The sequence below is a fragment of the Albidovulum salinarum genome, assembly GCF_025673475.1.
GTDB classification, from domain to species: Bacteria; Pseudomonadota; Alphaproteobacteria; order Rhodobacterales; family Rhodobacteraceae; genus Albidovulum; species Albidovulum salinarum.
In genome coordinates this window covers 14,057-28,553 of record NZ_JAOVQO010000014.1, presented here as the reverse complement: position 1 = coordinate 28,553, position 14,497 = coordinate 14,057, and the positions used below count along the sequence as shown (strand labels likewise).

Here is a 14,497-nt window from a genome sequence, read left to right as displayed (position 1 = left end):
GCGCGGACACCGATGCCGCCATCCCGTATGGGGCGGCGGCTCTCGTCTCAGCGATCTCTCCTACGGAACACGCTGTACTGAAAGCTCTGGCGGTTGCCCTTCGGTGTGATGTGCATGTGGCGTCTTGCGTCCAGCGTCTCGAACCGGCCCGGTAGCAGACTGTCGAGTTCCAGCGCCAGCGCCTCGGGTGCATAGCGTACCACGGGCAGGCCCGAGCACTTCTCCGGTCCGTCCTCCGCGAAGGTAGCGATGATCGCGATCCCGCCCGGGCGCAGGGCAGCGGACAGTGCGCGGACGTAACCGTCACGGTCGTCAGCCGCGGTCAGGAAGTGGAAAACCGCACGGTCGTGCCAGACGGCGTAGGTTCGGTCTGGCTCCCACGTCGTGATGTCCGCCTCGATCCAGGCCACGTCGTCGCCGAGTGCGCCGAGACGCTGCCGGCTGACCGCCAATGCGGCGCCCGACAGGTCCAGCACGGTGATAGGACCGAAGCCTTCCTCGAGCAGGACATCGACGAGACGAGACGCGCCAGCACCGATATCGATGAACGGATCGCCCGGATGCAGATGCGCACGGACGAGTTCGAGCGACAGAGCGGGCGTGGCCTCGAACCAGGTCAGTTCGCCTTCCGACCGTGCGCCATAGACCCCGTCCCAGTGCTCCTGTGCGTCCGACATGCGCTCGGTTCCTCCCTCTGGAAGCGAGTGTATTTCACCGGACGAGCACGCGTCACCCTCATTCCGTCATGCAGCGACTTGGGCTCATGGATGCGGATCGCCTCGAACAGCCGGCGCAGGAGATAGGAGCGCGCGATGCTGACCACCGTGAACACCGCACCCATCTTCAGGTTCTGCGCAAGCGTCGTGTGCAGCCCGAAGACCGGAAAGATCAGGATTTGCGTCACGACGGCAAAGCCGTAGCCCACCAGCACGTTGGTGATGGATTCTACGAGGGACATGACTCTTGACTGCCGATGCACGGCCGGGATTGCGTCCCGATCAGGCATGCCTAACTCTCCTCGCATGGAAGACAAACGCCTCGTCTCAACGGACGCCTCTGAGATCATCGACGACTTGCGGTTCGACCCGCCGCTCGCCGTCACCGGGAACGGCTGGGCCCTCATCTCCGACCGCGTGATGGGCGGGATTTCCGCGGGACGCATGTCGCGCGAGATCGTCGCAGGGCGCGAGGCCATCCGAATGACTGGCGGCGTCAGCCTCGACAACAATGGTGGCTTCCTGCAGGTCGCCCTCGATCTCGGTGACGCCGGCGGGGAAGTCGACGCACGCCGCTGGACCGGAATCCGTCTCGAGGTGTTCGGCAATGGCGAAGTCTACAACCTGCACCTGCGGACCTCCAAGGTCCGGCGGCCATGGGAGTCCTACCGTCAGAGCTTCCGGGCACCGCCGGATTGGACGACTGTCAGCCTGCCCTTTGACAGTTTCATCCCGCACCGCACCGGGTGGCCGCTGAACCTCGCCCGGCTCCGCCGGATCGGCATCGTGGCCATCGGCCGGGAGTTCGAGGCCGATATCGCCATCTCGGATATCCGGTTCTATGCCGCCGACGAGTCAGACGCGGCGGAGCCGGCGCCGCCGCGCTCAGACTGATCGGGGCGAACCCGTCCTGACGTCACATCGTCGAAGCTGCGCCCGTCTTGATCGAGCACCGCGTCCTGGCCGGTGAACTGCTGCCACCGCTCGACCGAGACATCGACGTAAGCCGGGTTCAGCTCGATCCCGAGGCAGACCCTGCCCGTTGTCTCTGCCGCGATCAGCGTCGTACCCGACCCCATGAACGGCTCGTAGATCGCCTGCCCCGGGCTCGAGTTGTTAAGGACCGGGCGCCGCATGCAATCAACGGGCTTCTGCGTCCCGTGCACCGTGTCCGTGTCCTGATCACGCCCGGATATCTGCCAGAGCGTCGTCTGCTTGCGGTCGCCGGCCCAGTGGCCCTTGCCGGACTTTTTCACTGCGTACCAGCAGGGCTCATGCTGCCAATGGTAGTCGCCCCGGCTCAGGACCAGCCTGTCCTTGGCCCAGATGATCTGGGAGCGGACAGCAAAGCCCGCCGCTTCGAGGCTCTCGGCCACGGTTGCCGCATGCAGGGCCCCGTGCCAGACGTACGCCACATCGCCTGGAAACAGCGCCCAGGCCTCACGCCAGTCGGCGCGATCGTCGTTCAGCACCTTGCCGGTGCGCCGGGTCTTCGCTGCGCCCGCCTGGTTCCGCCAGCCCGGGTCGTACTCCACCCCGTAGGGCGGGTCGGTCACCATCAGGAGCGGCTTGACCGTCCCAAGCAACCGCTCGACATCGGTGGCCAAGGTGCTGTCACCACAAAGCAGTCGGTGGTTGCCGAGGATCCAGAGATCGCCCGGCCGGCTGACGGGATCTTCCGGGACCGCGGGAACGTCATCCTCACCGTCCTGCGCCCCGACCGCACAGTCCTTAAGCCCATTCATCAGGGCATCAAGCTCTTCGTCGGTGAACCCGGTGAGGCCGAGATCGAACTCGGCCGCAAGCAGATCGCCGAGTTCCAGGCCCAGCAACTCGTTGTCCCACTCGGCGTTCTCGCTCGAGCGGTTGTCCATGATCCGGAACGCCCGGGTCTGGGCCTCGGAGAGTCCTCGCGCGATGTGCACAGGTGCGGTCTCGAGCCCGAGCTGGCGCGCCGCCTCGAGCCGGGTATGGCCGGCCAGCACGACCATGGCCTCGTCGACCACGATCGGCTGGCGCCACCCGAACTCGGCGATCGAGGCCGCGACCGTCGCCACTGCCTTCTCGTTGCGCCGCGGGTTGCGCGCATAGGGAATGATCTGCGCAAGCGGCAGGTCGACGACGTCCATTGCTGGATCCTGAGCTGGAGGTCGAAGCGAAACGGGGTGGCGCCCGAAACGAACCGGATGTCCGCGAAAGCGAAATTGGGTCCAATGTCCACTTCGCTTCAGGCGGACGTCGGCGCACCGTCAGGCCCTGTGTTCATTGAGCGCTCGGCCCAAGCGAAACGAAACGGCTATTCCCGCAGGCGTCACTGGGAAAGCGTCGCGCCAAGCCCGCCCGTATACGTTTCAGCCCGGGAAGGACCCGCACAATACGATCGTTTGGGGGTAATCGATTGCCCGCGCGCGCCTCTCCCGAGCTTATCCCGAACTTAGCCCCTGAGCCGGTTTTCTGTCCCGTCGAAAACTGTCCGCCGCACACCTTCCCCTCCGGCGCGCAGAGCTACGCGCCACCAGCCAGTTCGATCACGCGCCGCTTCGACAGGTTGCGGTTGAACCGACGCCGGTTGAGCTTCAGCGAGATGACGCAGAGCCCGTAGAGCCAGTGCTGGTGGGCGGCCGAGCGTTGCAGCCCGACCGTCCAGCAGATGGTCTTCCACCGCTCGCCATGGGCACGCATCCAGACGATCTTGCCGTCGACGGGGTCGAGGCAGGCGGTCCAGGTCAGCGTCTCCTCCATCCGGCTGATCGCCTGCGGCGAGGGCAGCACCCGCATGGGCTTCGGCTCCTGGCCCACCTTGTCGGCGAAGGAGTGGATGATCTCGGGCCATGTGCTGAAGTAGCCCTGCCGCCGTGGCTCGGGCAGGCGCTTGAGAACGAAGGCCGCTTCGGCAAGACGGGCCTCGACGAGGGACGGGGTCCACTTATCCATGGCGCCCTCCCTCGTCCGAGAGGCGCGGCCCGTAGAGCTTTTCGCCGAGCTGGCGGACGAGTTCGCGTTCCGGCCATGTCAGCCGCGCATCCTCGAGCGAGACGGCAAGCAGACCCTGCTCGCGCCAGCCGTCGCGCTTCACCTGGTCCGGATCCCGGCGCTGGCCGCCGTAGCCCTTGGGATGCCACCTCATGCGACACCCCCGTTCGTCTCGATCGCCCAGAGAAGGAGCGCAATGGCGTCGGCCTCGTTGTCATCGGCGGGGCTGAAGCCCCTGGCCCGCGCGGCTGCGATCATCGCCTCCTTCGGCGCGTTGCCCTTGCCCGTGGCGTGGCGCTTGATCGTGCCGACAGGGACGCCGGCATAGGGCACGCCCCGCAGTTCCGCCCATGCCGTGAGCGTGGCCATGAGCCCTCCATAGACATGGGCCGCATCGGTTCCGGCGTGGCGGCGGACCTCCTCGAACCAGATGGCGGCGATCGGTCCTGACAGGCGGTCGATCTCGGTGAGCCAGTTGGTGAAGCGCAGATAGCGCATGCCGCCACCGTCATAGCGGCCGGGTCTGAAGCTCGCGGTCCCGCTGGTGATCAGCCCTTCGGCCGAGCGCAACGCCCAGCCGGTGCTGGTGCCGAGATCCAGCGCGAGAATGCAGCGGTCGAGTTTGCCGGCAGCCGTGAGAGGCGCCGGGGCGATGAGTGGGGAGCGGTCCATGACGACCTCCTCTTCGATTGGGAGGCCGGGGCGGCACGGTTGCCTGGTGAGGGCAGCACGCGCGCCCAGGCCGAGATCGCGAGGTCTGGTCAGGATCACGTTGTCGATGCCGGGAGCGCCCGGCGCCTCCTTCAATGGCTTCACCCCGTCCGCTTGAAGGAAGTGGGGCCGCAAGCCATTGGTAGAATGAGGATAAATCTCTTCTTTCAATATTTCAGTTACTTCATGGGGTATGTCTGTGGCGTCGCTCCCCATCCATGCGCGCGAGGGTCCTTGCGTGAAATATTGAAAGAAGCCCCGCGCGCCGGATTTCCGTTGCGGGACGGCGACTTGTCCGGGGACTTCCTTCAAATGAAGGATGGGGGCGGTTGAAGGAAGCATGGTCCCGACCCTCACCGCAGCGCCTGGAAGCGCATGGCCTTCCGACCCCCGGTCTCCTGCTCGACCGTCACGATGTCGCCGCTCTCGACCAGCGTGAGCAGGATGTCGTCGCGGTCGCGCGCCCGGAGCCATTGTGAGGCGCGGGTCAGCTCGGACTTGGTGACGCCGGCCGACCCCGCCTTGCGGATGATCTCGCGCAGGCGTTTCAGATGCGCCTCGGTCTCGGTGTCGGCGACATGGCGCTCGACGGCATCGATGGTGCGCCGGGCGAAATGGCGCACGAACTCGATGGCCCAGACGGCTTCCTCGAGTCGGATGACGGGGTGGGCCGCATCGCGCCCCACGGCCAGGACGAGCGCGACCTTGGCCGCGTTCTCCGCGATCCGGGCGAGGATCGGCGTGTGGAACGTGCCGGCTGCGGCCCTGAGCTCGGCCGTGATCTCCTCGCCGAGCGCGTCGAAGCGCGCCTGCGCGTCGTCGTCCATCGGCACGGTCATCGGATCGACGGCGGTCTCGGGCCCGGAGGTCTTGCCGGCCAGGTTGCCGCTCGCCCGGCCGCCGCCTTCGGCGAGCCGCTGCAGCTCCTCGATCAGCGGTCGTGGCGACGTGCGCAGCCCGGCACGGCGGTTCTCGTCCGGATAGTCCTCCTCGCTCGGCAGGATGATGAACCGGGCGAGCGAACCGTCGACGACATTGGCGCCCTGCAGCGCCCCCCAGAAATGCAGCGGCGTCGTCGTGCCGTAGACGCAGAGGCAGGGCTGGACGATGTCGCGCCGCTCGTTCGAGCCGTCCCGGTTCGCGTATTCCGCGCCGAGGAAGACCCCGCAGGCCGCGGTGAAGAGTTCGGTCATGTTGTCCAGGATCTCGGTGACATGGCGCGGGCTGCGCTTCCGGTCGGCCGCCGCCGCGAGGAACATGCCGAACTCGTCGATCTGGAACAGGATCGCCGGCTGACGGTGGAGCGCGGTCAGGAGCCCCGCGCCCGAGGCGATCTTGTTGCCGCCGAGGTGGTGCGCGAGTCCGGCCTCGAAGAACAGTTCGTTGACGACCTCGCGGGCGTGGTTCTTGCCCGATCCGCTGTCCGCGATGCCGACGATGTAGAGGTTCGTGCGCAAATCGGTGGTGGTGCGGTAGCGCCGCCCCATCAGCGCGCCGAGGGCGCAGAGGCTGGCGCCCACCGCGAGAAGCGGCTGCGGTCTGCGCGCGGTATCGATCATGTAGCGCGCGAGATCGCCCGCGAGCCCGCCCGGGATCGTCAGCGTGAACGATGGCGCAGGCGGAAGGATCGGCATCGGGGCTTCGGGCTGGGCGAGCCGCGCGAGGAGTCCCGCCGCGGGATGCTCGTCGGCCGCACAAGCCTTCTGACTGCCGTCGAGCAGCAGGTCGGGGTCAGGACGCCACCCCTTCTCCATGGCGAGGTGATAGATCGTGCCGGCGCCGATCCGCGCGGGCCTGAAGCTCGTCCATGCCTTGGCCGTCGCGGCCGGATCGTTCTTGGCCGCCTGCGCCGACCAGTCGGCGAAGAGCGCAGCACCCTCCTCACCCAGCGCGCCCTTCAGCGCCATGCCGATGCGCATCCAGCTGTCGTAGTCGAGCTCTGCGTTCGGCAACCAGGCGAGCGCGCTCCGGATCGCGGCCAGCGTGCCAGCCTGCGCATGCGCCGGCAGACACGGATGTCCGGCCCCGTTCGCCCCCTTCGCGCCGAGGCTCTTCGGCCGCAGCTCGGGCGGGATCAGCGCCAGCGCCTCGTCGAGGAAGGCCGCCGCACGGTCGCCGTCGATCTCGGGCAGACTCTCGATGTCGAGATCCGCAAGCCCCTCGTCCGGCCAGGCATAGGGCCGGCCGGTGTCGGGATGCTCGGCATAGGCCACGAACTGCTGCCCGAGGCAGAGGACTTCCAGCGGCGCGCGCCGAATCCCGGCGAAGGGCTCTCGCGTGCGATAGACCAGGAGCCGCTTCGGCGGCTTGCCGATCCTGAGCGCCGGAGTATCACCCAACTGTTCGCGGGCCAGCCGCTCGATGCGCAGCGCCAGCTCGCCATCCTCGGCGATGTCGATGTCGAGTGCCGCAACCGCACCGCCGACGATCCCGACCCCGCAGTCGGGCCAGGTCGACCACGTCGCGACCTCGATCTCGGTCGTGTCGCGGCTCGCATGCCGGTTCCACTGCGGGTAGTCATGCCAAGCCGCGCGGGCGAACTGGCCGGGTTTCTTGGTGCCGGGCGCGATCGGCAGGATCGCGTAGCCGTTGGTCACGAGGCGCGCGCCCACGCGCGCCATCCACGAGGTGTCCGCCATCAGAACGGCACCTCCGGGATCATGCCGTCGAGCCGCGCGCGGTCCTTCGACGCCAGCTCACGCAGGTGGTCGCAGTAGCCGGTGACGATCACCTCGACGAAGGTGTCCCACTCCGCCTCGCTCAGCTGGGCGAGATCGGTCCGGCCGAGGCTGTCGAGATATGCGCCGCCGGCCTTGCCGCCCTCGACCATGGCCGCCGTCTCATTGGGGGTTGGATCGATCATGCCCGACCTCCGGTGACAGATGTCCTGGCAAGCCCGGCAGCAGAGGTCTCTGCGGCTCGTGTCGCGCCGCGGGTCGGAGATGCGGAAGCGCGCGTCGAACCACCCCCAGCCGCGGGGTTCTCGATGGCAGACGGCGCAGAGCCCGGCACGGACGTAAGGCATGGGGCGAACCTGTAGGCGGTGATTTCGGTGAAGCGGCCCGCGGGACGGACGGCGATCTCGGTGGGGCGGCGCAGCCGGTTGGCCAGGATGAGCGCCTCGTCGACTGACTCGGGCACCTCCAGCTCGGGCGCCCGCTCGCGCCACCAGCTCGCGGCCTTCCGGCGCGGATAGCCGTCGTGCTCGAAGCAGACCCATTCCGTGTGGAAGGCGAACCCGCAGCTGTAGGTTACCTTGAGCGAGACCCGCCCGCCGCGCTTCTCGTGGCGGCTGTAGGTGACGTCGGTGACGCCGACCCATTGCGGCTTACCGGTCGACAGCACCTCCATCGTCGATGCGGTCGGCTCGAGCTTCACCTCGCGGCCGGGGAACTCGAAGCCGCAGCCGGGGCATTCGAGGGCGGCGATGGCCACGATGGTCCCGCATTCGGGGCAGATCTTCGTGGGCGGCGGCCCGTCGCCCGGACCGCCCGGCCGGTTCGGCCGCACGAGGTCGATTGGACCATGCCGGCGGACATTCCCCGCGAAATCGAGAACGAGGCAGTTCTCCTTGCCCTTGGCGAGCCGCGTGCCCCGTCCTGCCATCTGCACATAGAGCCCGGCCGACTTGGTGGGCCGCAGCATGGCGATCAGATCGACGGCCGGCGCGTTGAAGCCTGTCGTAAGCACGCCCATCGAGGCCAGCGCCCTGATCTCGCCGCGCTTGAAGGAAGCGATGATCCGGTCACGCTCGTCCTTCGGCGTCTTGCCGAAGATCGTCGCGCAGCTGACCCCGCGGCGGCGGAACTCCTCGGCGACATGGGTGGCGTGGCGCACGCCCGAGCAGAAGGCGAGCCAGGACCGGCGCGTCTCGCCATGGGCGATCACCTCGGCCACGGCCGCGCGCGTGATGGCGTCCTGGTCGACCGCGTCCTCGAGATCGCGCGCGATGAACTCGCCGCCGCGCGACCCCACGCCCGTCACGTCGAGGCGGGTCTTGGTCTGTTTCGAGATGAGCGGGGAGAGATAGCCCTGATCGATCAGGTCGCGGACCGACACCTCGTAGGCGATGTCGGTGAAGAGCGCATTCTCGCCCTCGTGCAGCATGCCGCTGTCGAGCCGGAAGGGCGTCGCCGTCAGTCCGATCACCTTCAACGCCGGGTTGATCGCCTGAAGGTCCGTCAGGAAGCGGCGATACATGGTGTTCGACCGGCCGGGGATCAGATGGGCCTCGTCGATCAGCACCAGATCGGCATGGCCGATGCGCGTCGCCTTGTCGTGGATCGACTGGATGCCGGCGAAGAGGATCCGGGCCCGCGCGTCGCGGCGGCCGAGACCGGCCGAGTAGATGCCCGCCGGCGCCTCGGGCCAGAGCCCCAGCATCTCGGCATGGTTCTGCGCGATGAGCTCGCGCACATGGGTGACGACGAGCACGCGCTGGTCGGGCCAGGCCTTGAGCACGCCGTCGATGAAGGCGGCCATGACGAGGCTCTTGCCGCCGGCCGTGGGGATGACGACGAGCGGGTTGCCGCTCTCCTTCTCGAAATAGCCGTAGATCGAGTTGATCGCGGCCTGCTGGTAGGGTCGCAGGGTCAGCATGTGGCGGCCTCCTCTTCGCGGGCGTCGTTGGTCCAGGCCGACCCGTCGCGCATGCGGTAGGAGACGAAGTCCTCGCCTGCGTCGGTCACCTCGCCGGGGACCAGATCGGGGATGAACAGGTGCCGGGCGCAGGCGCGGCGCTGGTCGGCCGGGTCGAGAAGCCGGTCGTGACGCGCGCAGTGCCAGCCGCCTTCGATGGGCGTGGAATGCAGGCAGGACCGGCAGGTGACGGCCGCGGCCTCCTCGCCGTGGCTGAGCCCGTGGTGGTCGCAGAACCGGCACTCGAACCAGGCGGGATCCGCGCTGATCCGCTCGGGCGGGTGCTGGGCGAAGATGATCCGTCGCGCCTTTTCCAGCAGGCGCTCGCCCGCCTCGGGGTCGGCCGGAACACGCTCGATGTGCAGCGCGTCGGTGTCCTTGCAGACCGCGACGTAGAGCGCCCGCGTGATGCCGGTCAGGTGCATGTACACCTGCATCTGCGCCGCGTGCTGGGGCTTGGCGAGCGCGACGCCCTTGGCAATGAGCTCGGCAAAGCTCTTCGCGGAATGCGTCTTGAACTCGACGACGTGCCAGGTCTTCGGCGCCTCGAGCAGGCCGAGCGCGACGGCGTCCAGCGAGCCGCCGAAATGCCCGCCATGGGCCTCGACGCGGAACTGCCGCCCGGTCTCGGGATCGACCTCCAGCACCGTCGCGCCGGTGGCGCGCAGGTCGCGGACGAGCCGGGCCTCCTCCAGCTGGCCGGTCTCGAACAGCCGCAGGATGCGGCCGGTGTGCCGCGCGGGCGTCGCCCAGCGGAAGTCGTACCAGAGCGCGCGGGCGCAGGACTTGCCGATGAGCGAGGCCCCGAGGTGGTCGCGGAAGCCGTCGCCCTGCCGGGCCTCGTAGGAGGCGTAGATCGCGGAGAGGGTCGGCGTCGGGGGTTCGGGAAGCTCGGCCATCAGCACGCCTCCTCCCGCTCGAGCCGCGCCCGCGCCTCCTCCAGCACCGCGCTCCAGGCGGCGCTGTCATGGCGCTCGCGCAGGACGGCGATGACCATTTCCTTGAGCCGTTCGCGCCGGCGGCGGCCGCCCTGACGGGCGACGATCTCGGCGCGCTCGCGATTGAGGTGGCGCAGCGCCGTGCGCGCGCGGTGAAACCAGTCGGGGTCGATCGGCCTGGCCGTCCGCTGCCGCGTCAGATCGGCGGTCGCGATCTGGGTGCGGATCTTCGCGATGGCGTCCTCGATCTCGATCAGGCGCCGGGTGTCGTCGAGCACGCCGGGGGCGTTCGCGGTCGCGCAGGCCGCGTCGGGGGTGTTGGTCATGGTCGGTCTCTCGGGTCTGGCGATGTCCGGGCCGCCGCGAGCTATCCGCCCGCGACGGCCGAGGGCCTCAGTTCTTGCGGTTCCAGGGCGCGGTGGCCGGGCGGGCGGTCGCCTGGGCGGGCGCGCTGGCCGGCTGCGTCGCGGCGGGCTTGGGCGGGGCCGCCTGCGCCGGGGCTTCCGGCACCAAGTAGCGGATCGTGTTGCGCTCGCCGTAGCCGTCCTTCGGGGGCTTCACGCCGACCTGGATCGTCATCGGGATCAGGTGCAACTCCTCGCTGTCGTTCACCTGCAGCTTCCCCGTGGCGTGGCAGATCGCCGACAGCGTGCGCTGCGCGATCTCGACCGTGGTCGGGTTGGCGTTCACCAGGTTCAGCTGGTCGAAGACCTTACGGCCCTGCTGCGGCCCCCCGAGGATGTCGAGCATGAGCCAGAGATACTGCCCCGTCCCGTTCTTCGTGAGGCGCATCTCGCTCTCGACGATCTGGGCGCGGTACTTGCCCGCGGGCAGGATCTCGTAGGCGGTGGTGGGCTCGATGCCGGTGGCGTCAAAGGCGGTGTCGAAACGTGCCATCGTGCTGTCCTTTCAGTGGTAATCAGTTGGCTGCTCGCGGCGCTTTCGCGGCCCCACCGGGGCCACGGTCACCGCTCGCCATGGCGGCCAGGAACTCCGACCACTCGAGCGGGAGGCTTTCCGGCAGGCCGTAGCGGTTCTTGGCGAGGAAGGCGGGGCGCTCTTCGGTATGCATCACACGCGCACCCGACCCGAGCGCCCGGGTCACCTTCTTGTTGAAGCCGACGTCGGACTTGCTGACCGAGATCCGGTAGTTGGCGAAGAGCACCACGTCCGAGTGCTCCTGCAGCAGCGCGGAGGCACGGGCCTGCAGCTTGATCACGTACCGGTCGTAGGGTTCGTGCTCGGGACTGTCGAAGCGCTTGATGTCGGTGTGGGCGATCTGAATGACCGCCATGCCCTTCCGGTCGCGGAGCGCGTTCAGCCGGTCGATGTATTCGCGCCAGATGGTCAGCGCCTCGGCATAACCCTTGCCGAAGCCGGGGCTTTCGATCGACTGCCAGCCGTTGCGCCGGCAGGCCTCGGCCCAGATCAGCGGCTCCAGCCAGTCAACGCTGTCCACGACAACCGTGGAATAGGCGTGGTCCTCATCGAGCAGCGCGTCGAGCGCCTCGGCGACCTCCGCGTAGCTCGTCGCCAGCGGGAAATGCGGCACCTGCAGCTTGCCGAGACCGTCCTCGGTGAGGACGAACACCGGCGCGTCGGCGGACGCGGCGAAGGTGGATTTGCCGATGCCGGCGACGCCGTGGATCAGCACGCGCGGCGGGCTCAGAGCCGTCGAGGTTTGCAGCGATGCGAGCGAGACGGCCATCAGCGCACCTCCTCACCGAGCAGCAGCCGGAACTTGGGCTTGCCGGTGCGGACGGTCCGCGCGGGCTCGAACTCCTGCCGGATGTCCTTGGGCCAGGTGGTGTATTTCCGCTCGGGCACGCTGAACGCGATGTCGACGTACTCGGCGGGATCGGCGCCATCGGCCCGGATGCGCTCGACCAGACCGGCAAGCATCGCCTGGTCCCAGTCGACGCGCTTCGGCAGCTCCGCGACCACCGTGACCGGGCCGTCCTGCATCCGGACGGTGCCGGTGTCCTTGCCCTCCGCGCGGCGTGCCTCCTGCGCCTGCTCGCCGTACTTCAGCGCGGTGGCGCCATCGAGCCAGTCGCAGAGGGTCTTCGCAGAGCGCAGCCGCTCATCTGCGTCCTGCTTCAGGAGCGCCAGCTCGTCGCCCGGCAGAGCGGCGATCTCGCCGATCGGCAGGGTGGGCAGGTCTTCGAGGGTGATGCGGTTGGGGATTGTCATGGCCGCCCCCTCACGCCAGCTTCACGGCGGGCTTGTCGGCCGTGCTCGAGCAGTGCCGGTTGGCCTCGTAGGCCTCGACGTCCTCGAGCCGGTACACGACCCGGCCGCCGATCTTGATGAAGGCGGGGCCCTCACCGGTCCAACGCCAGCGCTCCAGCGTGCGCGGGCTGATTTTCCATCGAGCCGCCAGCTCGACCTGGTTGAGATGCGTGACTGACATCGTCGTCTCCTTCGCGTTTGGCCGAATGCCTGCGAAGGACAGTGCGAAATCCCGCAATGGGATGTCGTCAGGATCAGAGTGGGATGCAGAGTGGGATGGAGAAACCCTTGTTAACCCAAGGGCCACAGCATCCGTCGGGGATCACTATCCCACCCTCATCCCCCTGCGCATCCCACCGAAGGAATGGGATGAGCCGGAGCAACGAAACGGGATCAGAGCCCGGAGAGGCGGTAGGCACCACGGCCATTCGACTCGATCAGGAGACGCCAGTTCCTCTTTGACTTGAAGACGTCCGACATCTTGAGGCTGCGCGAGCCCGCGGCGGCGAGAATCGCCTTGCCGCTCTGCCATGGCTCACCACGAGTCGCGGCCTCATGGAGGGCGCGTACGACCTGCGCCTGGATGGCGCCCAGTCTGAAATGCTGCCCGTTGCAGCGGATATCCTGGTAATCGGCAGAGGCATGGAAGGCGCCTGGTCGTGGGCCCGCAGCAGCGCCGGCAAAGCCTGTCTCAGCCTCGAAGCGATCGCGCTCTTCGCGCCTCACCAGCAGGTCTCGCTTACGGATGGTAATGTGTTCGCGCGTTCCGGTAAGGCAAGCGTAGTCGGCACGTGGTGACCGGAAGTGGCCGGACAGCACTTCGCCATGTCGGAACAGCTGAAAGACGTCGTGGGCGTTCAGGTCAAGAAGGCCGTTGAAGCGGCCCTGCTCCCAAGGGACAGGGAAGCGCTCACCCTCCTGCGTTTCCTCATAATCACCGAACTCGAGGGGCAGGTTGAACACCCTGATCGACAGCGTCAGCTGGTCGTTCTCGGCGAGGTAAACGAGGTCTGCCTCGGACATGGACCAGCGCTCGAGGATCTCCGGCACGGTGAAATACGACTTCTCGATCTCCATCCGGCCGCACCCGATTCCCCATGTACGTTTGTTTAGGTTTTGTTCTAGCCCCTTGACCCATCCGCTTCAATCCTGTTTTATCCTAATTCATCCACAGCCCCTTGGGGAAATCATGTCCGAGCAGCATACACTGGCCGACCGCTTGCGCGCCCGTGCCGACCAACTCGGCCTGACACCCGCGCACGTCGCCGAAATGGCTGAGGTCAACCGCTCCTTCGTCTACGACATCCTGCGCGGACGGTCCGCCCGCCCCGGTATCGACAAGCTGGCCGAAGTCGCGCGCGTCCTGAAAGTCGACCGGGACTGGTTGATCCACGGCATCGGCGAAGTTGAGGGCGAGCCGCCGTTTGTTGCGAACCCCGACGAGACCTTCGTCGCAATCGCACACGCCAGCCCGCGCCCCTCAATGGGCGGTGGTACGGTGGTCACCTTGGACCATGAACCGGCCGGCCGCGCATACCACTTCCGCCGTTCCTGGATAAAGGGCAGCCTCAAGGCCAGCCCGTCTCAGCTGCGCATCATGCATGTGGAGGGCGACAGCATGGAGCCGACCTTGCTGGAGGGCGACACCGTTCTTGTCGACATGACGCGCCGCGCGCCCAATCCGCCCGGCATCTTTGTGCTTGACGACGGGATCGGCCTGGTGGCCAAGCGGCTCGAGCACATCCCCAACAGCGATCCGCCCGCCGTGCGGGTCATCTCCGACAACAAGCACTATCCCGAATACGAAAGAACGGCCGACGAGATTCACATCGTCGGCCGTATCCGCTGGTTTGCTCGAGAAATATAGCGGCCCGGCATCTGTGGCGGCCGCGAGCGTTTACCCGAGCTCTAACTAACCAAATTTCTTCACGAGGCGAACGCTCATCACTCTTTCAGCGTCCTCCTAAGAACTGCGAAGGCTTTCACCACCTTGTCCGGGTCGGTTGTGTTGGGTCTTAAGTCGTCGGGCAGCCTACCCGCGAGTGCGAAGAGGTAGTCCTGCGGTATATTCAGGATCCCGGAGAACTGGCGGATCAGATGGCCCGAGCTGGGGCTGCGTCGATCGTGCTCGATGTCGTTGAGGTACTGTGGAGAGATCGACCCGCCGGCCTCTTCTTTCATCACACGCGCTGCGAGCTCCTTCTGGCTGAATCCGATTGCCTTGCGGGCCTTCGAAATCGCCTGGCCGAAGGTCACACCGTCGGCGGACATGGCCGGTTCATCGCTTGC

Annotated in this window: 19 protein-coding genes; 2 read left to right on the top strand and 17 right to left on the bottom strand. The window is 67.4% G+C overall.

The features are described from left to right. Nucleotides 1-47: 47 nt before the first annotated feature. Both OEZ60_RS14860 and OEZ60_RS22335 read right to left on the bottom strand, forming a co-directional pair. On the bottom strand, nt 48-677 hold the full coding sequence (locus OEZ60_RS14860) for a class I SAM-dependent methyltransferase (protein ID WP_263337799.1): 630 nt from the start codon (nt 675-677) through the stop codon (nt 48-50). Next, nucleotides 617-1,006: a DUF7220 family protein gene (locus tag OEZ60_RS22335; RefSeq protein ID WP_459178384.1), complete on the bottom strand. Its 390-nt coding sequence runs from the start codon at nt 1,004-1,006 to the stop codon at nt 617-619. The genes OEZ60_RS14860 and OEZ60_RS22335 overlap by 61 nt, the downstream gene beginning before the upstream one ends. 16 nt (nt 1,007-1,022) lie before the next feature. On the opposite strand from OEZ60_RS22335, the gene OEZ60_RS14850 reads away from it, so the two are divergent. Then, entirely contained in the window at nt 1,023-1,610 is a 588-nt protein-coding gene (locus OEZ60_RS14850) for a CIA30 family protein (protein ID WP_263337797.1), read from the top strand. Here the strand turns inward: OEZ60_RS14850 and OEZ60_RS14845 are convergent. From OEZ60_RS14845 to OEZ60_RS14780, 14 genes are all read right to left on the bottom strand, one after another. Beyond that, nucleotides 1,556-2,845: a DNA modification methylase gene (locus OEZ60_RS14845; protein ID WP_263337795.1), complete on the bottom strand. Its 1,290-nt coding sequence runs from the start codon at nt 2,843-2,845 to the stop codon at nt 1,556-1,558. The two genes, OEZ60_RS14850 and OEZ60_RS14845, sit on opposite strands and share 55 nt — an antisense overlap. Nucleotides 2,846-3,221: 376 nt before the next feature. Further along, nucleotides 3,222-3,650: a DUF6362 family protein gene (locus OEZ60_RS14840; protein WP_008887425.1), complete on the bottom strand. Its 429-nt coding sequence runs from the start codon at nt 3,648-3,650 to the stop codon at nt 3,222-3,224. After that, nucleotides 3,643-3,843, bottom strand: a complete 201-nt coding sequence (locus OEZ60_RS14835) for a hypothetical protein (RefSeq protein WP_263337791.1) — start codon at nt 3,841-3,843, stop codon at nt 3,643-3,645. The genes OEZ60_RS14840 and OEZ60_RS14835 overlap by 8 nt, the downstream gene beginning before the upstream one ends. Further along, complete coding sequence (locus OEZ60_RS14830; RefSeq protein WP_263337788.1) at nt 3,840-4,361, bottom strand: crossover junction endodeoxyribonuclease RuvC; 522 nt, start codon at nt 4,359-4,361, stop codon at nt 3,840-3,842. Before OEZ60_RS14830 ends, OEZ60_RS14835 begins: the two co-directional genes overlap by 4 nt. Before the next feature lie 392 nt (nt 4,362-4,753). Continuing rightward, entirely contained in the window at nt 4,754-7,039 is a 2,286-nt protein-coding gene (locus OEZ60_RS14825) for a PriCT-2 domain-containing protein (protein WP_263337785.1), read from the bottom strand. Continuing rightward, nucleotides 7,039-7,263: a DUF6511 domain-containing protein gene (locus OEZ60_RS14820; protein ID WP_263337783.1), complete on the bottom strand. Its 225-nt coding sequence runs from the start codon at nt 7,261-7,263 to the stop codon at nt 7,039-7,041. The genes OEZ60_RS14825 and OEZ60_RS14820 overlap by 1 nt, the downstream gene beginning before the upstream one ends. After that, a complete protein-coding gene (locus OEZ60_RS14815; RefSeq protein ID WP_263337780.1) occupies nt 7,260-8,999 on the bottom strand; it encodes a DEAD/DEAH box helicase in 1,740 nt (579 codons plus the stop codon). Before OEZ60_RS14815 ends, OEZ60_RS14820 begins: the two co-directional genes overlap by 4 nt. After that, on the bottom strand, nt 8,993-9,937 hold the full coding sequence (locus tag OEZ60_RS14810) for a PDDEXK family nuclease (RefSeq protein ID WP_263337777.1): 945 nt from the start codon (nt 9,935-9,937) through the stop codon (nt 8,993-8,995). Before OEZ60_RS14810 ends, OEZ60_RS14815 begins: the two co-directional genes overlap by 7 nt. Next, entirely contained in the window at nt 9,937-10,302 is a 366-nt protein-coding gene (locus tag OEZ60_RS14805; RefSeq protein ID WP_263337775.1) for a hypothetical protein, read from the bottom strand. Before OEZ60_RS14805 ends, OEZ60_RS14810 begins: the two co-directional genes overlap by 1 nt. A 67-nt stretch (nt 10,303-10,369) precedes the next feature. Further along, a complete protein-coding gene (locus tag OEZ60_RS14800) occupies nt 10,370-10,873 on the bottom strand; it encodes a DUF669 domain-containing protein (protein ID WP_263337772.1) in 504 nt (167 codons plus the stop codon). Nucleotides 10,874-10,895: 22 nt separating this feature from the next. After that, on the bottom strand, nt 10,896-11,684 hold the full coding sequence (locus OEZ60_RS14795) for an ATP-binding protein (RefSeq protein WP_263337769.1): 789 nt from the start codon (nt 11,682-11,684) through the stop codon (nt 10,896-10,898). Beyond that, nucleotides 11,684-12,169 (bottom strand): hypothetical protein, encoded by a 486-nt coding sequence (locus tag OEZ60_RS14790; protein WP_263337767.1) that lies wholly within the window; start codon nt 12,167-12,169, stop codon nt 11,684-11,686. The genes OEZ60_RS14795 and OEZ60_RS14790 overlap by 1 nt, the downstream gene beginning before the upstream one ends. Nucleotides 12,170-12,179: 10 nt before the next feature. After that, the gene (locus OEZ60_RS14785) at nt 12,180-12,389 is read right to left on the bottom strand and encodes a helix-turn-helix transcriptional regulator (RefSeq protein ID WP_021096360.1); all 210 of its coding nucleotides are present in this window, start codon (nt 12,387-12,389) and stop codon (nt 12,180-12,182) included. 212 nt (nt 12,390-12,601) lie between these two features. Then, a complete protein-coding gene (locus OEZ60_RS14780; protein ID WP_263337762.1) occupies nt 12,602-13,285 on the bottom strand; it encodes a hypothetical protein in 684 nt (227 codons plus the stop codon). Between the two features lie 112 nt (nt 13,286-13,397). Between OEZ60_RS14780 and OEZ60_RS14775 the strand changes: the two genes are divergently transcribed. Beyond that, complete coding sequence (locus OEZ60_RS14775; protein ID WP_263337760.1) at nt 13,398-14,075, top strand: XRE family transcriptional regulator; 678 nt, start codon at nt 13,398-13,400, stop codon at nt 14,073-14,075. Between the two features lie 77 nt (nt 14,076-14,152). Here OEZ60_RS14775 and OEZ60_RS14770 read toward each other — a convergent pair whose 3' ends face one another. Then, nucleotides 14,153-14,479 (bottom strand): helix-turn-helix domain-containing protein, encoded by a 327-nt coding sequence (locus OEZ60_RS14770; protein WP_263337758.1) that lies wholly within the window; start codon nt 14,477-14,479, stop codon nt 14,153-14,155. Nucleotides 14,480-14,497: the final 18 nt, after the last annotated feature.